Origin of the sequence: Neisseria maigaei (assembly GCF_958267405.1) — a bacterium.
In the GTDB taxonomy this organism is placed as follows: domain Bacteria; phylum Pseudomonadota; class Gammaproteobacteria; order Burkholderiales; family Neisseriaceae; genus Neisseria; species Neisseria bergeri.
Map to the genome: position 1 here is coordinate 145828 of NZ_CATQFT010000035.1, position 18866 is coordinate 164693.

The 18866-nt window shown below is 53.0% G+C and carries 21 protein-coding genes and 4 pseudogenes; 19 read left to right on the forward strand and 6 right to left on the reverse strand.

Features of this window, described 5'->3' with window-relative positions; genetic code table 11:
• Positions 1-37: 37 nt before the first annotated feature.
• Positions 38-748, reverse strand: a complete 711-nt coding sequence (locus Q3O06_RS06275) for an SAM-dependent methyltransferase (RefSeq protein ID WP_301818149.1) — start codon at positions 746-748, stop codon at positions 38-40.
• A gap of 61 nt (positions 749-809) precedes the next feature.
• Positions 810-1400: a Maf family protein gene (locus Q3O06_RS06280; protein WP_301818123.1), complete on the reverse strand. Its 591-nt coding sequence runs from the start codon at positions 1398-1400 to the stop codon at positions 810-812.
• A 147-nt stretch (positions 1401-1547) separates the two neighbouring features.
• On the opposite strand from Q3O06_RS06280, the gene Q3O06_RS06285 reads away from it, so the two are divergent.
• From Q3O06_RS06285 to Q3O06_RS06365, 18 genes and pseudogenes are all read left to right on the forward strand, one after another.
• On the forward strand, positions 1548-2048 hold the full coding sequence (locus tag Q3O06_RS06285; RefSeq protein ID WP_301818124.1) for a YceD family protein: 501 nt from the start codon (positions 1548-1550) through the stop codon (positions 2046-2048).
• Between the two features lie 33 nt (positions 2049-2081).
• Complete coding sequence (gene rpmF / locus Q3O06_RS06290) at positions 2082-2261, forward strand: 50S ribosomal protein L32 (RefSeq protein ID WP_002214744.1); 180 nt, start codon at positions 2082-2084, stop codon at positions 2259-2261.
• Positions 2262-2435: 174 nt separating this feature from the next.
• The gene (locus Q3O06_RS06295) at positions 2436-2963 is read left to right on the forward strand and encodes a phosphoribosyltransferase (protein ID WP_118792437.1); all 528 of its coding nucleotides are present in this window, start codon (positions 2436-2438) and stop codon (positions 2961-2963) included.
• Positions 2964-3052: 89 nt separating this feature from the next.
• Positions 3053-4108 carry a phosphate acyltransferase PlsX gene (gene plsX / locus Q3O06_RS06300; protein ID WP_301818150.1) on the forward strand — a complete coding sequence of 352 codons (1056 nt, stop codon included), beginning with the start codon at positions 3053-3055 and terminating at the stop codon, positions 4106-4108.
• 137 nt (positions 4109-4245) lie between these two features.
• Positions 4246-4362: pseudogene (locus Q3O06_RS11215) on the forward strand (MafI family immunity protein); the annotation flags it as partial.
• Between the two features lie 44 nt (positions 4363-4406).
• Positions 4407-4607, forward strand: a complete 201-nt coding sequence (locus Q3O06_RS06305; protein WP_118792435.1) for a hypothetical protein — start codon at positions 4407-4409, stop codon at positions 4605-4607.
• Between the two features lie 23 nt (positions 4608-4630).
• The gene (locus Q3O06_RS06310) at positions 4631-5011 is read left to right on the forward strand and encodes a hypothetical protein (protein ID WP_234403388.1); all 381 of its coding nucleotides are present in this window, start codon (positions 4631-4633) and stop codon (positions 5009-5011) included.
• A pseudogene (locus Q3O06_RS06315) lies at positions 5008-5427 on the forward strand (hemagglutinin repeat-containing protein); the annotation flags it as partial. The gene Q3O06_RS06310 and the pseudogene Q3O06_RS06315, both read left to right, overlap by 4 nt.
• A gap of 1 nt (position 5428) precedes the next feature.
• A pseudogene (locus tag Q3O06_RS06320) lies at positions 5429-5563 on the forward strand (MafI family immunity protein); the annotation flags it as partial.
• 26 nt (positions 5564-5589) lie between these two features.
• Positions 5590-6006: a DUF6911 family protein gene (locus tag Q3O06_RS06325; RefSeq protein WP_301818126.1), complete on the forward strand. Its 417-nt coding sequence runs from the start codon at positions 5590-5592 to the stop codon at positions 6004-6006.
• A gap of 19 nt (positions 6007-6025) precedes the next feature.
• Positions 6026-6224, forward strand: a pseudogene (locus Q3O06_RS06330) (hypothetical protein).
• Positions 6225-6250: 26 nt separating this feature from the next.
• Complete coding sequence (locus tag Q3O06_RS06335) at positions 6251-7213, forward strand: beta-ketoacyl-ACP synthase III (RefSeq protein WP_301818127.1); 963 nt, start codon at positions 6251-6253, stop codon at positions 7211-7213.
• Positions 7214-7259: 46 nt separating this feature from the next.
• Entirely contained in the window at positions 7260-7631 is a 372-nt protein-coding gene (locus Q3O06_RS06340) for a DUF1294 domain-containing protein (protein ID WP_301818128.1), read from the forward strand.
• Between the two features lie 25 nt (positions 7632-7656).
• Positions 7657-8583, forward strand: coding sequence for an ACP S-malonyltransferase (gene fabD / locus Q3O06_RS06345; RefSeq protein WP_301818129.1), 927 nt, complete (start codon positions 7657-7659; stop codon positions 8581-8583).
• A 122-nt stretch (positions 8584-8705) separates the two neighbouring features.
• Positions 8706-10571, forward strand: a complete 1866-nt coding sequence (gene msbA / locus Q3O06_RS06350; RefSeq protein WP_301818130.1) for a lipid A export permease/ATP-binding protein MsbA — start codon at positions 8706-8708, stop codon at positions 10569-10571.
• Positions 10572-10669: 98 nt separating this feature from the next.
• Complete coding sequence (gene guaA / locus Q3O06_RS06355) at positions 10670-12235, forward strand: glutamine-hydrolyzing GMP synthase (RefSeq protein WP_301818151.1); 1566 nt, start codon at positions 10670-10672, stop codon at positions 12233-12235.
• Positions 12236-12296: 61 nt separating this feature from the next.
• The gene (gene fabG, locus Q3O06_RS06360) at positions 12297-13043 is read left to right on the forward strand and encodes a 3-oxoacyl-ACP reductase FabG (RefSeq protein WP_301818131.1); all 747 of its coding nucleotides are present in this window, start codon (positions 12297-12299) and stop codon (positions 13041-13043) included.
• A gap of 64 nt (positions 13044-13107) precedes the next feature.
• Entirely contained in the window at positions 13108-13593 is a 486-nt protein-coding gene (locus Q3O06_RS06365; RefSeq protein WP_301818132.1) for a YchJ family protein, read from the forward strand.
• A 346-nt stretch (positions 13594-13939) separates the two neighbouring features.
• On the opposite strand, the gene Q3O06_RS06370 is transcribed toward Q3O06_RS06365, so the two are convergent.
• The gene (locus tag Q3O06_RS06370; protein WP_002236180.1) at positions 13940-14734 is read right to left on the reverse strand and encodes an inositol monophosphatase family protein; all 795 of its coding nucleotides are present in this window, start codon (positions 14732-14734) and stop codon (positions 13940-13942) included.
• Positions 14735-14837: 103 nt separating this feature from the next.
• Here Q3O06_RS06370 and Q3O06_RS06375 point away from each other — a divergent pair, with 103 nt between their 5' ends.
• On the forward strand, positions 14838-15563 hold the full coding sequence (locus tag Q3O06_RS06375; protein ID WP_301818133.1) for a 16S rRNA (uracil(1498)-N(3))-methyltransferase: 726 nt from the start codon (positions 14838-14840) through the stop codon (positions 15561-15563).
• Between the two features lie 623 nt (positions 15564-16186).
• On the opposite strand, the gene Q3O06_RS06380 is transcribed toward Q3O06_RS06375, so the two are convergent.
• From Q3O06_RS06380 to Q3O06_RS06390, 3 genes are all read right to left on the reverse strand, one after another.
• Complete coding sequence (locus Q3O06_RS06380; protein WP_301818134.1) at positions 16187-16993, reverse strand: glycosyltransferase family 25 protein; 807 nt, start codon at positions 16991-16993, stop codon at positions 16187-16189.
• A gap of 18 nt (positions 16994-17011) precedes the next feature.
• Positions 17012-18022: a glycosyltransferase family 2 protein gene (locus tag Q3O06_RS06385; protein ID WP_301818135.1), complete on the reverse strand. Its 1011-nt coding sequence runs from the start codon at positions 18020-18022 to the stop codon at positions 17012-17014.
• Positions 18023-18081: 59 nt separating this feature from the next.
• Positions 18082-18866, reverse strand: a 785-nt coding sequence (locus tag Q3O06_RS06390) for a glycosyltransferase family 8 protein (protein ID WP_301818136.1), incomplete at its 5' end; no start/stop codon positions are given.

Here is an 18866-nt window from a genome sequence, read left to right on the forward strand (position 1 = left end):
CATCTTTATTGTTCACCCGCTATCGGGGCGGAAATCTTCAACCTGCATACATCACAAAAATCGTCGGGCGTTTTTTCAGATTGGGCATTTCTTTTCTTTTTCGCCACTGCGCAACCGTCTGGCTGATGATTTCCTGTGTCGGCAAGGTCAAGTCCGTAGCCACGCACAAGCGCGTTTCAGGATGCAGGTTTTCCACCGCATCGGCAAGCAGCGCATCATTGCGGTAAGGCGTTTCAATAAAAATCTGCGTCTCTCCGCACTGGCGCGAACGTTGTTCCAAAGCCCGCAAAGCCTGAATCCGCCCGTTTTTTTCAGACGGCAGATAACCCTTAAATGCAAAGTTCTGCCCGTTCGCGCCCGAAGCCATCAAGGCCAGCAGCAGGCTGGAAGGCCCGACCAGCGGACGCACTTCAAAACCGTGTTTATGCGCCAACGCCACCAGATTCGCACCCGGATCGGCAACGGCCGGACAACCCGCCTCGCTGACAATGCCCATACTGCGCCCTTCTTGCAAAGGTTTCAGCAATTCCGGCAAAGTCTTCAAATCCGTATGTTCATTCAGCGTTTGCAGATTCAGTTCGCGGATAGGCGCAGTTACGCCCAAATGCTTCAAATGCGCACGCGCCGTTTTTTCCGCTTCCACGACAAAATCCGTCAGCCCGACAACCGCCCGTTGTTCATGCGGCAGCAGGCACGGCGTGTCAGGCGTACCCAAAGGCGTAGGAATCAAATACAAAACAGGAGACATCATTCCCTCACTCGTCAGTTAAAAATGCCGTCTGAGCCTTTCAGACGGCATAAACGGGCAGTTACAAAACATCCATTCCCTCATTTTTCAAGAAATCGACCAGACGGAAAACCGGCAAACCGATCAAAGCATTCGGATCGGTGCTTTCAATCCGTTCGATCAGCAGCGCGCCCAAGCCCTCGCTTTTCGCCGCACACGAACAATAAACCGCATCCGGCTCGCTCTCCAAATAGCGGAGTATATGCAGCTCGTCCAACTGCCTCATCACAACCACCGTCTTATCGATATGCCGCTGCATCCTGCCCGTAACCGTATTCAACAGCACGACCGCGCTGTAAAACTCAATCTCCCTGCCGCTCAAATGCATCAGCATCTTTTGCGCGTTGGCAAGGTTCATCGGCTTGCCCCACTGCCTGCCGTCGCACCACGCCACCTGGTCCGCGCCGACAATCAACGCCTCGGGGAAACGCCCTGCCAACGACCGCGCCTTACCCTCGGCAAGGCGCAATGCCGTCTGAGGGGCTGATTCCCCCAACATCGGCGTTTCGTCAAAATCGGGGGATGCCGCCTGAAAGGCAATGCCGAGCCTTTCCATCTGTTCGCGGCGGAAAACCGAACTCGTACCCAAAATCAAAGGCAGTTCCAAACCCATCCCATCCTCCTTACCGTTGAAAACACACTCAAACGGGCGTTAAAATCCAGCCATGCGCCGAAACACGGACACCCGCCTTCGGCGTACCGCAACATTTTTCTTAAAAATATTGACGTTAGAACATCTAAATTATATCATACCTCGTTTATGTCAGACCCTAATTTGATTGACCCGGAAATTTTTGCCGCCGAAGGGCAGAACCTGCAAGGCAGTTTTCTGCTAGAAGAATTGGACGAACGAGTCAGTTTGCACGATTATCCCGCCGACAGGCAGGCCAAAATATCGTTTACACTGACCGGCGGCCGCGATCGGCTGCAACGCCTGTTCCTCGACCTGAACGTCAAAGCCGATATGCCCCTGATCTGCCAGAGATGTATCAAACCCATGCCGTTCATGCTCGATGAAAGCAGCCGTATCGTCCTGTTTTCCGACGAAGAGTCCTTGGACGAATCCATGCTTGCCGACGAAGAACTCGAAGGCATACTGATTGAAAAAGAACTCGACGTACGCGCATTGGTAGAAGACCAAATCCTGATGTCCCTGCCCTTTTCGCCGCGACACGGACACTGCGGCAATACCCTTCCGGAATCCGCCAACCAAGACAAACCCAACCCCTTTGCTGTTTTGGCAGGTTTGAAAAGCAGTTAATTAGGACACAGTTTATTTATCTAGGAGCTTGAAATGGCCGTTCAACAAAACAAAAAATCCCCTTCCAAACGCGGTATGCACCGTTCGCACGACGCACTGACCGCGCCCGCACTGTCTGTCGACAGCACAACCGGCGAAGTGCACCGCCCGCACCACATTTCTCCAAACGGTATGTACCGCGGCCGCAAAGTGGTCAAAGCCAAAGGCGAATAATCCCTATTCGACTGACTGAAAAAGCCAGAACATTGCCATGCAATTACTGGCTTTTTTTGCATTGGACGCGCCATCCGTCCAAACTTTCGCCATACGTCAACACACAGGGGCAAAGCGTTCCGTATAATACCCCGTGAAAATATTCCAAAAGCCCCAACCACCAAGGAAATTCCGATGAAACAGAAAATCTGGTACACCTACGATGATATCCACCGCGTCATCAAAGCATTGGCAGAAAAAATCCGGAACTCCGGCGTCAAATACGACGCCATGATCGCTATCGGCGGCGGCGGCTTTATTCCTGCACGTATGCTGCGCTGTTTTCTGGAAATTCCGATTTATGCCGTAACCACCGCCTATTACGACAGCGACAACGAAGGACAGGTTACAGAAGAAGTCAAGAAAGTCCAATGGCTAGACCCCGTTCCCGAAGTCTTACGGGGTAAAAACGTCCTTGTTGTCGACGAAGTGGACGACAGCCGCGTTACCATGGAGTTCTGCCTGACAGAGCTGCTCAAAGAAGACTTCGGCACCATCGGCGTCGCCGTACTGCACGAAAAAATCAAAGCCAAAGCAGGTAAAATCCCCGAAGGCATTCCCTATTTCAGCGGCATCACCGTAGACGACTGGTGGATTAACTATCCATGGGATGCACACGATATCGACGAACACAACCGTCTTGCCGAAAGCAGCCGAGGCTGACCCTTTCAGACGGCATATTTTCCGAACCGATGCCGTCTGAAGCCCGCACGACCCCTGCCGCAGACCGAAAACCTACCGGAGAAACCCCTATGATTACATTGGCCGTAGATGCCATGGGCGGCGACCAAGGACTTACCGTTACCGTACCCGGTGCAACCGCATTCCTCCAAGCACACCCCGATGTCCGCCTGATTATGACCGGCGACGAAGCACAGCTCCGCCAAGCCCTGAACGCAGCAGGCGCGCCGATGGAACTTATTGACATCTGCCATACCACCCAAGTTGTCGGCATGGATGAATCCCCTCAGTCCGCCCTAAAGAACAAAAAAGACTCCTCCATGCGCGTTGCCATCAACCAAGTTAAAGAAGGCAAAGCCCAAGCCGCCGTATCCGCAGGCAACACGGGCGCGCTCATGGCAACCGCACGTTTCGTCCTCAAAACCATACCCGGCATCGAACGCCCCGCCATCGCCAAATTCCTTCCTTCCGACACCGACCACGTTACCCTTGCACTCGACCTCGGCGCGAACGTCGACTGCACCCCCGAACAGCTCACCCAATTTGCCGTTATCGGCAGCGAACTCGTCCATGCACTCCATCCTCAAAAAGGACAGCCGCGCATCGGGCTGGTCAACGTCGGCACGGAAGACATCAAAGGTACAGACACCGTCAAACAAACCTACAAACTGCTGCAAAACAGCAAACTCAACTTTATCGGCAACATCGAAAGCAACAGCATCCTCTACGGCGAAGCAGATGTCGTCGTCGCCGACGGCTTTGTCGGCAACGTCATGCTCAAAACCATCGAAGGCGCAGTCAAATTCATGAGCGGAGCCATCCGCCGCGAATTCCAAAGCAACCTGTTCAACAAACTTGCCGCCGTTGCCGCCCTACCCGCCCTCAAAGGGCTGAAAAACAAACTCGACCCGCGCAAATTCAACGGGGCCATCCTGCTCGGGCTACGCGGCATCGTGATTAAAAGCCACGGCGGCACAGACGAAACCGGTTTCCGCTATGCCCTCGAAGAAGCCTACCATGAAGCCAAGTCTGCCAGCCTTTCCAAAATCGAACAAGGCGTAGCCGAACAGCTCGCCGCACTCGAAGCTGCCAAAGCCGTCCAAAACGAAATCGCCGCCGACTTGTAAAGAAACATACCCTATGCCGTCTGAAAACCAACCGTTTCAGACGGCATCCGCCCGCACCAAACCTGCGGGTGCGGACGGCGATGCGCCTGTCCGGCACTTCCCAGATACTTCCCTGTAAAATAAGGAGTATTTGAAAAATAAAGACATTAGAAAAACGGATGAAAGCTCTAGACAAACGGATTATGAAGTTAGGAAAATCCCTTGAAGGCAGGCTTGATGCCAGTCTGATTGAATCCGCATTGGATTATATTCATTTGTAGAGGGTTTTGCTGGAACACACGATTTTATGGGCGGTCAAATGTGGGGCTTTTATCGTGGAAAAGACGCAGGCTATGAACAGGGTAATACCACTCTTGACCGAAGAACTACTAACAAAAAAGACGCAATAGGTTCATCAGTAACAGCCGCCGTCGCCATTCCTGTCGCCGCACCGTTTGCTATTGCTGATATAGTCGATCAGGATTTTATCCAAGCGATTATGAAAATTACTGGTCATTGATTATCTATATATTGGTGGTTGTTATGAAATGCTATATTAAAGTTGTCATTATTGTTTTTATAATGGTAATGACAACTTCTTGTAATCCTTGCTTTTTTGCAACTTCGTCTTGTCATTATCCTTTTGATGATATGACGACAAGAGCAAACAACGATATTGAATATTTTGTTAAAAATAATACGACTAACGAACAACGAATTGATGATTTCAGAAGTTGCCTTTCCGTTGCTTGTCCTGAAATATATAAATTATATCAATTACCTGATGAAAAGGGTAATTATCAATATATTATAAAAAAATATTATGATAATAAATACAATGATAATGCAGTCAAATCGATAAATTGTATTGGGGATAATGCAAGATGTATGCTTAATAATAAAGGATATTCAACAAAATGGTAATAATGGGTTACGGCGTTTCAGGCAGTGCGAGTTATAGCAAGTCCAAAGTGAATGCGGATTATGCGTCTGTGAATGAGCAAAGCGGCATATTTGCGGGTGAAGACGGTTATCAAATCAACATCAAAGGACACACCGACCTCAAAGGCGGACTCATCACCTCCACCCAAAGCGCGGAAGATAACAGCAGAAACCAATTCGCCACCGGCACACTCAGCTTCAGAGACATCCAAAACCACAGCCATTACGAAGGCGAAAGTTTCGGTATTGGCACCGATGGCAATGTCAAAGGTGGCTGGATGGGTAACGCCAAAGACGGTCTATCTGCCAGCATAGGTTACGGCAAGGACAACGACAGCCAAAACAGCATCACCCGCAGCGGCATCAACACCCAAAATATCCAAATCAGTGACGAAGCCGCATTCGGAACGTTTTTTGGCTTTTGAAATCCTGTGTACTTATGTTGAAGATTTCGATATCCGGCTGACGAAACAAGAATCCCAAGAAATTTCTTTTATTGACAAGGAATTTAGGACAGAAAGCACGTTCGATTAGCGCATAAAATCAACGGGATGATAAATATGAAAACATCAACGGTTGTTTTTGGCGGATTTTTTATTACAGATAATGGAGAACGAATCCAAATCCCCGTTTTGGAAAATCCTGGCATTAAAGAAATCAATCACTTTTTTTCCGTATCAAATTTTGAGAAAAAAGCCGGAGTCCTTGTTTTCAGAATTATTCCTGAGCTCAAATTTGGCCATACCAAATTAACTATCTATTTTGAAAAAGGATATTATTTGCCAATGATTCAAACAATTTTAGAAGACGGGGATATTGAAGTAAAAAACCTTAAAACAGAAAATTACAGCGGGAAAGCAAGGGAAATTTGGGGAGACTTCTACCCTATTGAGCATATCTCTAAAAATATTTCTACAATTCAAAATATCATTTCCGAATTTATGATACAAAAACAAACACCGGCACTAATAATTTGACGGAAACCCAACAATCAAAATGCCGTCTGAAGCAGGTTTGGTTTTCAGACGGCATTTCCTTCGCTTAAAACAGCGTATCGGCAACCCCGCCCGTCTGTGGCATTCCGCATCTGAAAACCATCTGTATTCCGAACCACACCCCCGTCCCTGTTTCCGTCATTTGCACCCTGTCCGTATTGGGCAATCATCGGTTTTTCGCTTACAATAGCCGAATCTGAACCAACTCTCTAAAAAGGCCGTTCCCATGCAGTATGCAAAAATTTCCGGCACGGGCAGCTATCTTCCTGCCAACCGCGTCAGCAATGACGACCTTGCCCAAAAGGTAGATACCTCTGACGAGTGGATTACCGCGCGTACGGGCATTAAGTTCCGCCATATTGCAGCCGAAAACGAGAAAACCAGCGATCTTGCAGCCGAAGCGGCGCGCCGCGCCCTGGATGCTGCCGGATTAAACAGCGGCGAAATCGATTTGATTATTGTGGCAACGGCAACGCCGGATATGCAGTTTCCTTCTACCGCTACCATCGTGCAGCAAAAACTGGGGATAGACAACGGCTGCCCTGCCTTCGACGTACAGGCGGTGTGCGCCGGCTTTATGTACGCGCTGACTACGGCAAACGCCTACATTAAAAGCGGTATGGCGAAAAACGCGCTGGTCATCGGCGCGGAAACCTTCAGCCGCATTGTAGACTGGAACGACCGCACAACCTGCGTATTGTTCGGCGACGGCGCGGGCGCGGTGGTTTTGAGCGCGTCCGACGAACCGGGCATCATCCACGCCAAACTCAAAGCCGACGGCAATTATCTGAACCTGCTCAACGCCCCCGGGAAAATTGCCGACGGACAAATCTGCGGCTCTCCTTATATCACTATGGACGGTCCCGGCGTGTTCAAGTTTGCCGTCAAAATGCTGGCAAAAATCGCCGATGAAGTCATCGGCGAAGCCGGTTATACCGCCGAACAAATCGACTGGATTGTTCCCCATCAGGCAAACCGCCGCATCATCGAATCCACTGCGAAACATTTGGGGCTGAGCATGGACAAAGTCATCCTGACCGTCCAAGACCACGGCAACACGTCCGCCGCCTCGATTCCGCTGGCTTTGGATACGGGCATCCGCAGCGGACAAATCAAACGCAGTCAGAACCTGCTGCTCGAAGGCATCGGCGGCGGTTTCGCGTGGGGCGCGGTATTGCTGCAATATTGAATACCATGCCGTCTGAAGCAGGTTTTCAGACGGTATTTCCCATATCATGAAGCGGCAGGCTTTCTTCAAACCAATTGCGTGTGCGGCATTTCTGTCTGCCGTTTCGCTGCTCCTCCCCGTATTGGGCGCGTGTTACGCAATATTGTCCCTCTATGCGTTTGCACTTTACGGCATCGACAAACGGCGCGCCATACGGGGGCAACGCCGCATTCCCGAACACCGCCTGCTCCTGCCTGCCTTGTTCGGCGGTTGGACGGGCGCATACTTGGGCAGCAGGATGTTCAGGCATAAAACGGCGAAAAAGCGTTTTGTTGTGCTGTTCCGTCTGACTGTTTCGGGCAATGTCCTGGCAACCTGCATCCTGATTGATTATTTCGTTCCGCCCGAACTTTTTGTAAAACTCGGGCAACATCTCTGACAATCCAACCAAACAAAGGAATACCATGTCTTTCGCATTTTTCTTCCCCGGACAAGGCTCTCAAAGCCTCGGCATGATGAACGGCTTTGCCGAACACGCCGTCGTCAAAAACACCTTTGACGAAGCATCCGCCATATTGGGTCAGGACTTGTGGGCGATGATTAACGGCAACGATGCCGAAATCATCGGACAAACCGTCAATACCCAGCCCATTATGCTCGCCGCCGGCATTGCCGTTTACCGCGCCTATTTGGAAGCGGGCGGCAAAACGCCTGCCGCCGTTGCCGGACACAGCCTCGGCGAATACACCGCACTCGTTGCCGCCGGCGCATTGGATTTCACTGATGCGGTCAAACTCGTGCGCCTGCGCGCCGAACTGATGCAGTCCGCCGTACCGCAAGGCGTGGGCGCGATGGCGGCGATTCTCGGCTTGGAAGATGAACAGGTAAAACAGATTTGCGCCGAAGCCGCCCAAGGCGAAGTGGTCGAAGCCGTCAACTTCAACTCGCCCGGGCAAGTCGTGATTGCAGGCAACGCCGCCGCCGTTGGACGAGCCATGGCTGCCGCCAAAGAAGCCGGTGCCAAACGCGCCCTGCCGCTGCCGGTTTCCGTACCTTCCCATTGCAGCCTCATGAAGCCTGCCGCCGACAAACTTGCCGAAGCCCTGAAAACCGTTGAAATCAAGCAGCCGCAAATCCGCGTTATCCACAATGCCGACGTTGCCGCCTACGACGATGCCGACAAAATCAAAGACGCACTCGTCCGCCAGCTTTACAGCCCCGTACGCTGGACGGAAACCGTCAACGCCCTTGTTTCAGACGGCATTGCCGAATCCGCCGAATGCGGCCCGGGCAAAGTGTTGGCGGGCTTGGCAAAACGCATCAACAAGCCCGCCGCTTGCAGCGCACTGACCGATGCCGGACAGGTTGCCGCCTTTATCGAAGCGCACTGACCACATTTCAAACGCAGGCTGCCCCGTCCGTACCGCAAACGGCGGCAGCCCCGTATTTGCGCTATAATCCATCCCGACCAAACCACCGACAGCGGCTGCCATTGCAGTCCCGCCCCACCGACATGATAGAAAAACTGACTTTCGGACTGTTCAAACAAGAAGACGCGCGCAGCTTTATGCGCCTGATGGCATACGTCCGCCCCTACAAAATCCGTATCGTCGCCGCACTGATTGCCATTTTCGGCGTTGCCGCCACCGAAAGCTACCTTGCCGCCTTCATCTCCCCCCTGATCAACCACGGCTTTTCCGCACCCGCCGCGCCGCCCGAGCTGTCCGCCGCCTCCGGCATCATTTCCACCCTGCAAAACTGGCGCGAACAGTTTACCTATATGGTTTGGGGAACGGAAAACAAAATCTGGACCGTCCCCCTCTTCCTCATCATCCTCGTCGTCATCCGTGGCATCTGCCGCTTTACCAGCACCTATCTGATGACTTGGGTCTCCGTGATGACCATCAGCAAAATCCGCAAAGATATGTTTGCCAAAATGCTGACCCTTTCCTCCCGCTACCATCAGGAGACGCCGTCCGGCACCGTACTGATGAATATGCTCAACCTGACCGAACAGTCGGTCAGCAACGCCAGCGACATCTTCACCGTCCTCACGCGCGACACGATGATCGTTACCGGCCTGACCATCGTCCTGCTTTACCTCAACTGGCAGCTCAGCCTCATCGTCGTCCTGATGTTCCCCCTGCTCTCCCTGCTCTCGCGCTACTACCGCGACCGTCTGAAGCACGTCATTTCCGACTCGCAAAAAAGCATAGGCACGATGAACAACGTGATTGCCGAAACCCATCAGGGACACCGCGTCGTCAAGCTGTTCAACGGGCAGGCGCAGGCGGCAAACCGGTTCGACGCGGTCAACCGCACCATCGTCCGCCTCAGCAAAAAAATCACGCAGGCAACGGCGGCGCATTCCCCGTTCAGCGAACTGATCGCCTCGGTCGCCCTCGCCGTCGTCATCTTCATCGCCCTGTGGCAAAGCCAAAACGGCTACACCACCATCGGCGAATTTATGGCATTCATCGTCGCGATGCTGCAAATGTATGCCCCCATCAAAAGCCTTGCCAACATCAGCATCCCTATGCAGACGATGTTCCTCGCCGCCGACGGCGTATGTGCATTTCTCGACACCCCGCCCGAACAGGACAAAGGCACGCTCGCGCCGCAACGCGTCGAAGGGCGCATCAGCTTCCGCAACGTCGATGTCGAATACCGTTCAGACGGCATCAAAGCCCTCGACAACTTCAATCTCGACATCAGACAAGGCGAACGCGTCGCCTTGGTCGGACGTTCCGGCAGCGGCAAATCCACCGTCGTCAACCTGCTGCCCCGCTTTGTCGAACCCACCGCCGGCAACATCTGCATAGACGGTATCGACATCGCCGACATCAAACTCGACTGCCTGCGCGCCCAATTCGCCCTCGTCTCCCAAGACGTATTCCTGTTTGACGATACCCTGTTTGAAAACGTCCGATACAGCCGTCCCGACGCAGGCGAAGCCGAAGTCCTATCCGCCCTCCAAGCCGCCAACCTGCAAAGCCTGATCGACGCATCACCGCTCGGACTGCACCAGCCCATCGGATCGAACGGCAGCAACTTGTCCGGCGGACAGCGGCAACGCGTCGCCATCGCCCGCGCCATTTTGAAAGACGCGCCGATATTATTATTGGACGAAGCCACCAGCGCACTGGACAACGAATCCGAACGCCTCGTCCAACAGGCGCTCGAACGCCTGATGGAAAACCGCACCGGCATCATCGTCGCCCACCGCCTGACCACCATCGAAGGAGCCGACCGCATCATCGTGATGGACGACGGCAAAATCATCGAACAAGGCACACACGAACAACTGATGTCCCAAAACGGCTACTACACGATGTTACGCAATATCTCAAACAAAGATGCCGCCGTCCGGACGGCATAAACAAAATGCCGTCTGAAATGGTACAATCGCCCCGACCCCTTCAGACGGCATCATATCCGCCGACCCATCCGATTATCTTCAATCACCGTAAAACCATCATGACCCAAGACAAAATCCTCATCCTCGACTTCGGTTCGCAAGTTACCCAGCTCATCGCCCGCCGCGTGCGCGAAGCCCACGTTTACTGCGAACTGCATTCCTTCGATATGCCTTTGGACGAAATCAAAGCCTTCAACCCCAAAGGCATCATCCTTTCCGGCGGCCCCAATTCCGTTTACGAATCCGACTATCAGGCGGATACCGGTATTTTTGATTTGGGCATTCCGGTTTTGGGCATCTGTTATGGAATGCAGTTTATGGCGCACCACTTGGGCGGCGAAGTGCAGCCCGGCAACCAGCGCGAATTCGGTTATGCGCAAGTCAAAACCATAGACAGCGGACTGACGCGCGATATTTACGACGATGCGCCCAATACATTGGACGTATGGATGAGCCACGGCGACAAAGTGTCCAAACTGCCCGACGGTTTCGCCGTCATCGGCGACACTCCGTCCTGCCCGATTGCCATGATGGAAAACGCTGAGAAACAATTCTACGGCATCCAGTTCCACCCCGAAGTTACCCACACCAAACAAGGCCGCGCCCTGTTGAACCGCTTTGTCTTGGACATCTGCGGCGCGCAACCGGGCTGGACGATGCCGAACTACATCGAAGAAGCCGTTGCCAAAATCCGCGAACAGGTCGGCAGCGACGAAGTGATTTTGGGTTTGTCGGGCGGTGTGGACTCTTCCGTAGCTGCCGCGCTGATTCACCGCGCCATCGGCGACCAATTGACTTGTGTGTTCGTCGATCACGGCCTCTTGCGCCTGAACGAAGGCAAAATGGTGATGGATATGTTCGCACGCAACTTGGGTGTGAAAGTGATTCACGTCGATGCCGAAGGGCAGTTTATGGCGAAACTCGCCGGCGTTACCGACCCCGAGAAAAAACGCAAAATCATCGGTGCGGAATTTATCGAAGTATTTGATGCCGAAGAGAAAAAACTCACCAACGCCAAATGGTTGGCGCAAGGCACGATTTACCCCGACGTAATCGAATCCGCAGGCGCGAAAACCAAAAAAGCCCACGCCATCAAATCGCACCACAACGTCGGCGGCCTGCCTGAAAACATGAAGCTCAAGCTGCTTGAACCGTTGCGCGACCTGTTCAAAGACGAAGTGCGCGAACTCGGCGTTGCTTTGGGCCTGCCGCGCGAAATGGTGTACCGCCATCCGTTCCCGGGCCCCGGCTTGGGCGTGCGCATCTTGGGCGAAGTGAAAAAAGAATACGCCGACTTGCTGCGTCAGGCGGACGACATTTTCATCCAAGAATTACGCAACACCACCGATGAAAACGGCACGTCTTGGTACGACCTGACCAGCCAAGCCTTCGCCGTCTTCCTGCCCGTCAAATCCGTCGGTGTGATGGGCGACGGACGCACTTACGACTACGTCGTCGCGCTGCGCGCCGTCATCACCAGCGACTTTATGACCGCGCATTGGGCGGAACTGCCGTATTCCTTGTTGGGCAAAGTGTCCAACCGCATCATCAACGAAGTCAAAGGCATCAACCGCGTGGTTTACGATGTGAGCGGCAAACCGCCTGCCACGATTGAATGGGAATAAACGGCCGACTGTGCTGTTCAATACGGCGCAGTCCTTCGATTATCGGAAAAAAGGAAAAAATATGAGCACACAAGATTTAAGCAGCAAAGTCGCATTGGTAACAGGCGCATCGCGCGGTATCGGTGCAGCGATTGCCGATACGCTGGCGGCAGCCGGTGCGAAAGTTATCGGTACTGCCACCAGTGAGAATGGTGCGGCAGCGATTAGCGAGCGGTTGGCGCAATGGGGCGGCGAAGGCCGTGCATTGGATTCCGCCGAACCCGAAACCATCGAAAACCTGATTGCCGACATCGAAAAAGCGTTCGGCAAGCTGGATATTCTGGTCAACAACGCCGGCATCACCCGCGACAACCTCCTGATGCGCATGAAAGAAGAAGAGTGGGACGACATCATGCAGGTCAACCTAAAATCCGTCTTCCGCGCCTCCAAAGCCGTCTTGCGCGGTATGATGAAACAACGTTCCGGCCGCATCATCAACATCACCTCCGTCGTCGGCGTAATGGGCAATGCCGGGCAAACCAACTATGCCGCCGCAAAAGCGGGCTTGATCGGTTTTGCCAAATCTATGGCGCGCGAAGTCGGCAGCCGGGGCATTACCGTCAACTGCGTCGCCCCCGGCTTTATCGATACCGACATGACCCGCGCCCTGCCGGAAGAAACCCGCCAAACCTTCACCGCCCAAACCGCCTTGGGCAGATTCGGCGACGCGCAAGACATCGCCGATGCGGTTCTGTTCCTCGCTTCCGACCAAGCAAAATACATCACCGGCCAAACACTGCACGTCAACGGCGGCATGTTGATGCCCTGACGGACAGACTTTTTAACCATGCCGTCTGAAGCCCTTTCAGACGGCATTTGCATTCCCAAACAAAATGAACACTCACCACACCCCGCCCTGCCCCTGCGGCTCAGGCACAAGCTATACCGGCTGCTGCCAACCGCTTCATCTGCGCCATATCCTGCCGGCGACAGCCGAAACGCTCATGCGCTCCCGATACAGTGCTTACGTCCTGCACCTTATCGACTACATCATCGCCACCACCGTTCCGGCGCAACAAACATTCCTCGATGCCACCGAACTGATGCAGTGGAGCAGAGAAACCGAATGGCTGGGCTTGAATGTCATCGCACACCGCAACTTCGGCAAACAGCACGCCCAAGTCGAATTTGAAGCCTACTTCCAAGACGGCGGAAACCGAGCGGCGCATCACGAGCTGTCGGCATTCGTGAAAATAGCGGAGCAATGGTATTTCATCGATCCGACTGTTCCGCATCCTGCGATGAAACAACCCTGCATTTGCGGATCGGGCAAAAAATTCAAAGCCTGCTGCGGCAAATATCTGAAACCTGTCGCATAAAAATGCCGTCTGAACGTTCAGACGGCATTTTCAACGCGCAAAAAAAACCATTCATACCAAGGGTAAGTATGAATGGTCAATACATTGCGGGAAAACGTCTTACTTGCTGCACTGCCGAAAAGGGAGAAACGGCAGCGGTAATCAGCGGAAAGGATTGTACCCGTATAAATGTTAAGTAACGTTAATTTTAAAAATATAACCGATATTCCGCACACAATCCGCAACCGTCGGCGCAACCGTCCCCGCATTGCCCCTCACGGAAAACACAAACCCACGGGATGCCGGTCGGCGCGTGAAGGCGGCAAATCCCGTTTATTCAAACCATTAGCCTGAAAACCCGTTGACCTTACTGGTTTTCCCGTATCCACCCGACCCAGCGTTCAAACAGCTTCGGTTCGAGCGCGGCGACGACCGAGCGTTTGAACACGTGTTCACCACTCCAAAACCCGTCGCCTTCCAAAGTCGTCAGCCTGCCGCCCGCCTCCTCGAAAATCAACGCACCCGCAGCATAGTCCCACAGCTTCTGCCCGCCGTGAACATAAACATCATAACGCCCGCACGCCAGATAACACCAATCCAACGTACTGCTGCCCATACTCCGTATCGTTCCAAAAGGCGCGAGCGTACTCATGCGGCTGGAAAGTTTGCCCGAACGCAGATATTTAATTTCCACACCCGCAATCGCCTCATTGAGTTTTTTATCCACGAGACGCAAAGGCAGGCGCGTCCCGTTTAAAAACGCCCCCTGCCCGCGTTCGGCATAAAAACATTCGCCGCTGACCGGGTTGTAGATTACGCCCAACTCGGCACGCCCGTTGCGGACAAACGCCACCGACACCGCAAAATGCGGCAGCCCGTTGACAAAATTATTTGTCCCGTCAATCGGATCGACAATCCACAGCCCCTTTTCCCCCGAATATTGTTCCCACAAAGCCGACTGTTCCTGCCGCGACATTTCCTCGCCCAACATCGGGCAATCGATCAGAAGCGGCAACGCGGCGGCAAATGCCGTCTGCGCGGCAATGTCCGCCTCGCTCAACATCGAACCATCTTCCTTGCGGCAAGACGGCGTATTCAAAAAACGCGGCATAATTTCGGTTTGCGCGATATGGCGCACGACTTTCTGCAAACGGTGTAACACTTCCTACTGTCCTCATATTTTGAACTTGCGGCGCGCGAACGTATAATGTCCGTTTCCATCACGCCGCTGCGACGGATTATAACCGTCCAAACCGCCAAAAACTATGCCCCGATTCTACCTGCCCGAAAACCTTTCCGTCGGACAAACCGTCGCCCTGCCCGACAACATCGTCCGCCACCTCAACGTCCTGCGCGTCCGCCCCAACGAAAACATCACCCTCTTCGACGGCAAAGGCAAGGCACATACCGCACGGCTAACCGTTTTGGAAAAACGCCGCGCCGAAGCCGAAATCCTGCACGAAGACACGACCGACAACGAGTCCCCACTCAACATCACACTGATACAATCCATCTCCTCCGGCGATCGCATGAATTTCACCCTGCAAAAAAGCGTCGAACTCGGCGTAACTGCCATACAGCCCGTCATCGGCGAACGCTGCATCGTCCGCCTCGACGGAGAACGCGCCGCCAAACGCCTCGCACGCTGGCAGGAAATCGTCATCTCCGCGTGCGAACAGAGCGGCAGGAATACCGTTCCCCCCGTACTGCCCATCATCGGCTACCGTGAAGCACTCGACAAAATGCCGTCTGAAAGCACCAAGCTGATTATGAGCATCAACCGCGCCTGCAAACTCGGCGACATCCGCCACCCGTCCGGCACAATCGTCTTTATGGTCGGCCCTGAAGGCGGCTGGACAGAACAGGAAGAACAACAGGCATTTGAAGCCGGCTTTCAGGCGGTTACACTCGGCAAACGGATTTTACGCACAGAAACCGCCCCACTCGCCGCCATCGCCGCCATGCAGACGCTTTGGGGCGATTTCGCATAAACAGAAATGCCGTCTGAAACCCGTTCAGACGGCATTTTGCAGCCGATTAAGATATAGTAGGTTCAAATAAGATTTCCCGTGCCGTCATTCCCGCGAAAGCGGGAATCTAGAAACGAAAAACTACAGGGATTTATCCGAAACAACAAACCCTCTCCGCCGTCATTCCCGCAAAAGCGGGAATCTAGAAACGGAAAAACGCAGAAATTTATCTGGAAAAACAACAATCCCCCCGCCGTCATTCCCGCGCAGGCGGAAATCTAGAATTTTAATGCGGCAAGAATTTATCGGAAAAAACCGAAGTTTAAAGACCTAGATTCCCGCCTGCGCGGGAATGACGAATTTTAGGTTTCTGTTTTTTGGTTTTCTGTTTTTGCGGGAATGACGAATTTTAGGTTTCTGCTTTTGGTTTCTGTTTCCGTAGGAATAACGGAATTTTAAGTTTTAGGAATTTGTCGGAAAAACAGAAATCCCCCCACCGTCATTCCCGCAAAAGCGGGAATCTAGAAACGGAAAAACGCAGAAATTTATCTGGGAAAACAACAATCCCCCCGCCGTCATTCCCGCGCAGGCGGAAATCTAGAATTTTAATGCGGCAAGAATTTATCGGGAAAAAAGGTCAAAACCTATTCAAACGGGACGACGTGCCGCCCAAGTTGTTTTTCCAATTTTTTCTGACGTTTCCATTCTCTCGCCCTTTCGATTTCCCTGCCGATTTTTCCCAAAGCGCGTTTCAACAAAACCTTCGGGGAGCGGCGGTTGCGGTGCGATTCCTGCCTGCCGTTTTTCAGTTGGCTGGGCAGGGTTTCGCTTTGGATGCACAAGGCGGGGGTCAGTTGGCAAACCGTCATATCCCCTTTGTCGAGGAAACTGCTGAACAGCATCCAATCCACCGCCTTCAGGCGTTCAGACGGCAAAACGGCAAACCTGTCCAAGAAGAAACGCATTGCCTTTCGGGAAATGATATAGCCCGCCATACCAAAATGTTCGCTTTCCAACAGCGGGAAGGCGCGCCCGCAGTAGTCCGCCACGCCGGAGGGCGAGGTCAGGACGTGCATAAACATCGTTTCCAAGCGGACGATAAAGGCGGAATCGGGATCAAAGCGTTCTTTTAGCCAAGCGTCTTCGGCAAGGAACTGCTCCGCGCCTTCGCCGAGTAAAACGTCGTCTTCAAATACAGCGATATACGGTAAGCTTTCGTCCAGTGCCTGTTTCCACAATACGGCGTGGCTCATAAAGCAGGCTTTTTCCACACTGCTCAAATAGGGGTGAGCCGACAAGCCGGGGACGAGTTCCGCCATCGCCTGTTCCAGCCTTTCAGACGGCATCAGTGCGTCGAAAAACTGAAACGGGATGCCGCGACTGCCGAAGGTTTCGGCAATGTGCGCCCTGCGTTCTGCGGCGGAAGCTAAGCTGATAACGTGGTTTTGCATGATTTTCCCTGTTCGGTTTCAATAGCCCCGGTATTTCCAAGGGCGTAACATTTTTTTCAGGATTTTCCTATATTGCGGTGCGGCAAACAGCTTCCTCATCACGCGGTCTGTCAAAAAATCCAGTAAATCGGTCAAAGAATACTTTTCCAACGACAAGAAATATTCGTACAGGAACAGGCGGAGGTATCCGATATCCTGTCCGGACAAGGCTTTTTCGTGCAACGCATATGCCGTTGATTTCAAAAGCCCGTAATTCAGGCAGTCCGCCCCGACGGCTATGCCTGCCGCCTTCCAATACCCCGCCCTGATTTCTTCTTTGATTTTCCACGCCGTCCTGCGCTGTTGCAGGTTGTGTTTGGAAGAGGTCTGGTCTTGATGGAAGCGGTATTTGACCAAGGCTTCGGGATAATTCGCCAGCCTGCCCAGTTTGCCGGCTTCGTACCAAAACTTATAGTCTTCGGCGTGGATATAGGCGGGGTCGAACCGCAAACCGCCGTCAATGACGCTGCGCCGCATAATCATCGTGTTGTTGTGTATGGGGTTGCGGAAGGGAAAGGCAGACACGATTTCCTGATGGGTCAGGGGGTTTTTCCAAATTTCGCCGTTTCGGGCAATGGCGGCAAGCACGCTTTTATTGTTTTCTTCCGACAAAACTTCCAGCCACGCGCCCATTGCGATGATGCTGCGGTCTTTTTCCATCTCGCCCACGATTTTCTCAATCCAATCGGAGGCGGCAATATCGTCGGCATCGGTGCGCGCAATATATTCCCCCCCCGACTTTGCCAATTCGTCCAGCCCGATGTTTAAAGAGGCGATAAAGCCCAAATTGCGGGGATTGGAAATTATCCTGATCCTGCCGTCCTGTTCTTGGAAACGCCGGGCAATGGCAAGTGTGCCGTCCATCGAGCCGTCATCGACGATTAAAATATCCAAGTTGCGCCAAGTCTGCCCCACTACGGCGGACAGCGATTGGGCGAAATATTTTTCTGTGTTGTAGGCGCAAATCAATACGCTGACTAAAGGCTGCAATCCGTTTCTCCTTTCCGATACGTCCGATGCCGTCTGAAGGCTTCAGACGGCGTGCCCCGTCAATAAATCTTGCGTAAGAATCTGGCAGACAGCTTTCTGCGCCATCTTTGAAACATACGCTTCGCGGGCGGGACGGCAAGTTTGCCGCGCCATTCTTCGGGAACGGTTGTCAGGCTGCCCGCCAACTCTGTGAAACGTTCCGCACCCCAAGCGGTACAGTCCCTGTGCCACGGCTTTGCCGGGCCGCAATAATGGCTGACGGCGACGGGCATCGCCGTATTGTTCCGGTCGCGGTAAAGCGGGTCGGTATGGTGGGACGCAAACCTGTTCGCCATAAAGGCATAATTGGTCGGCATAAAGTTGAAACGGCTGTTCGCATAACACACCCCGCCTTTAAACAGCCCGTTCAAAATATCCTGATCCTGATATTGCATCACGTCCTTGTATTGTTCCACCCATTCGCAGGACATTTTGAAAATATCGTGCTGCCGCCACTTTTTCAGGTTGATCAGCAATACGCCGGCATTGAAATAATATTCGCCGTCCGCCATACCGATTTTTTGTTTGTAGCCTTCCTGCCTTTCGACAAACAAATCGATGCACGCGCCGACCCAGTTATCGCCCAAATCGGTATCCCATAAGGGCTTCAGGCTGTCCCTGACCAATACGTCCGTATCCAGATACAGGACTTTATCGCAATCGGCAATGTATTCGCCCAATTTCAAGCGGGCATAAGTCGTGATGGAAATGTGCCTGATGTTTAAGGGGAAGCCGGCGAAATCTTCGGGGTTTACGTCTATAAAGCGGATATTACCCCCCCCCCCCCCCAAATTGGCGGCAACCC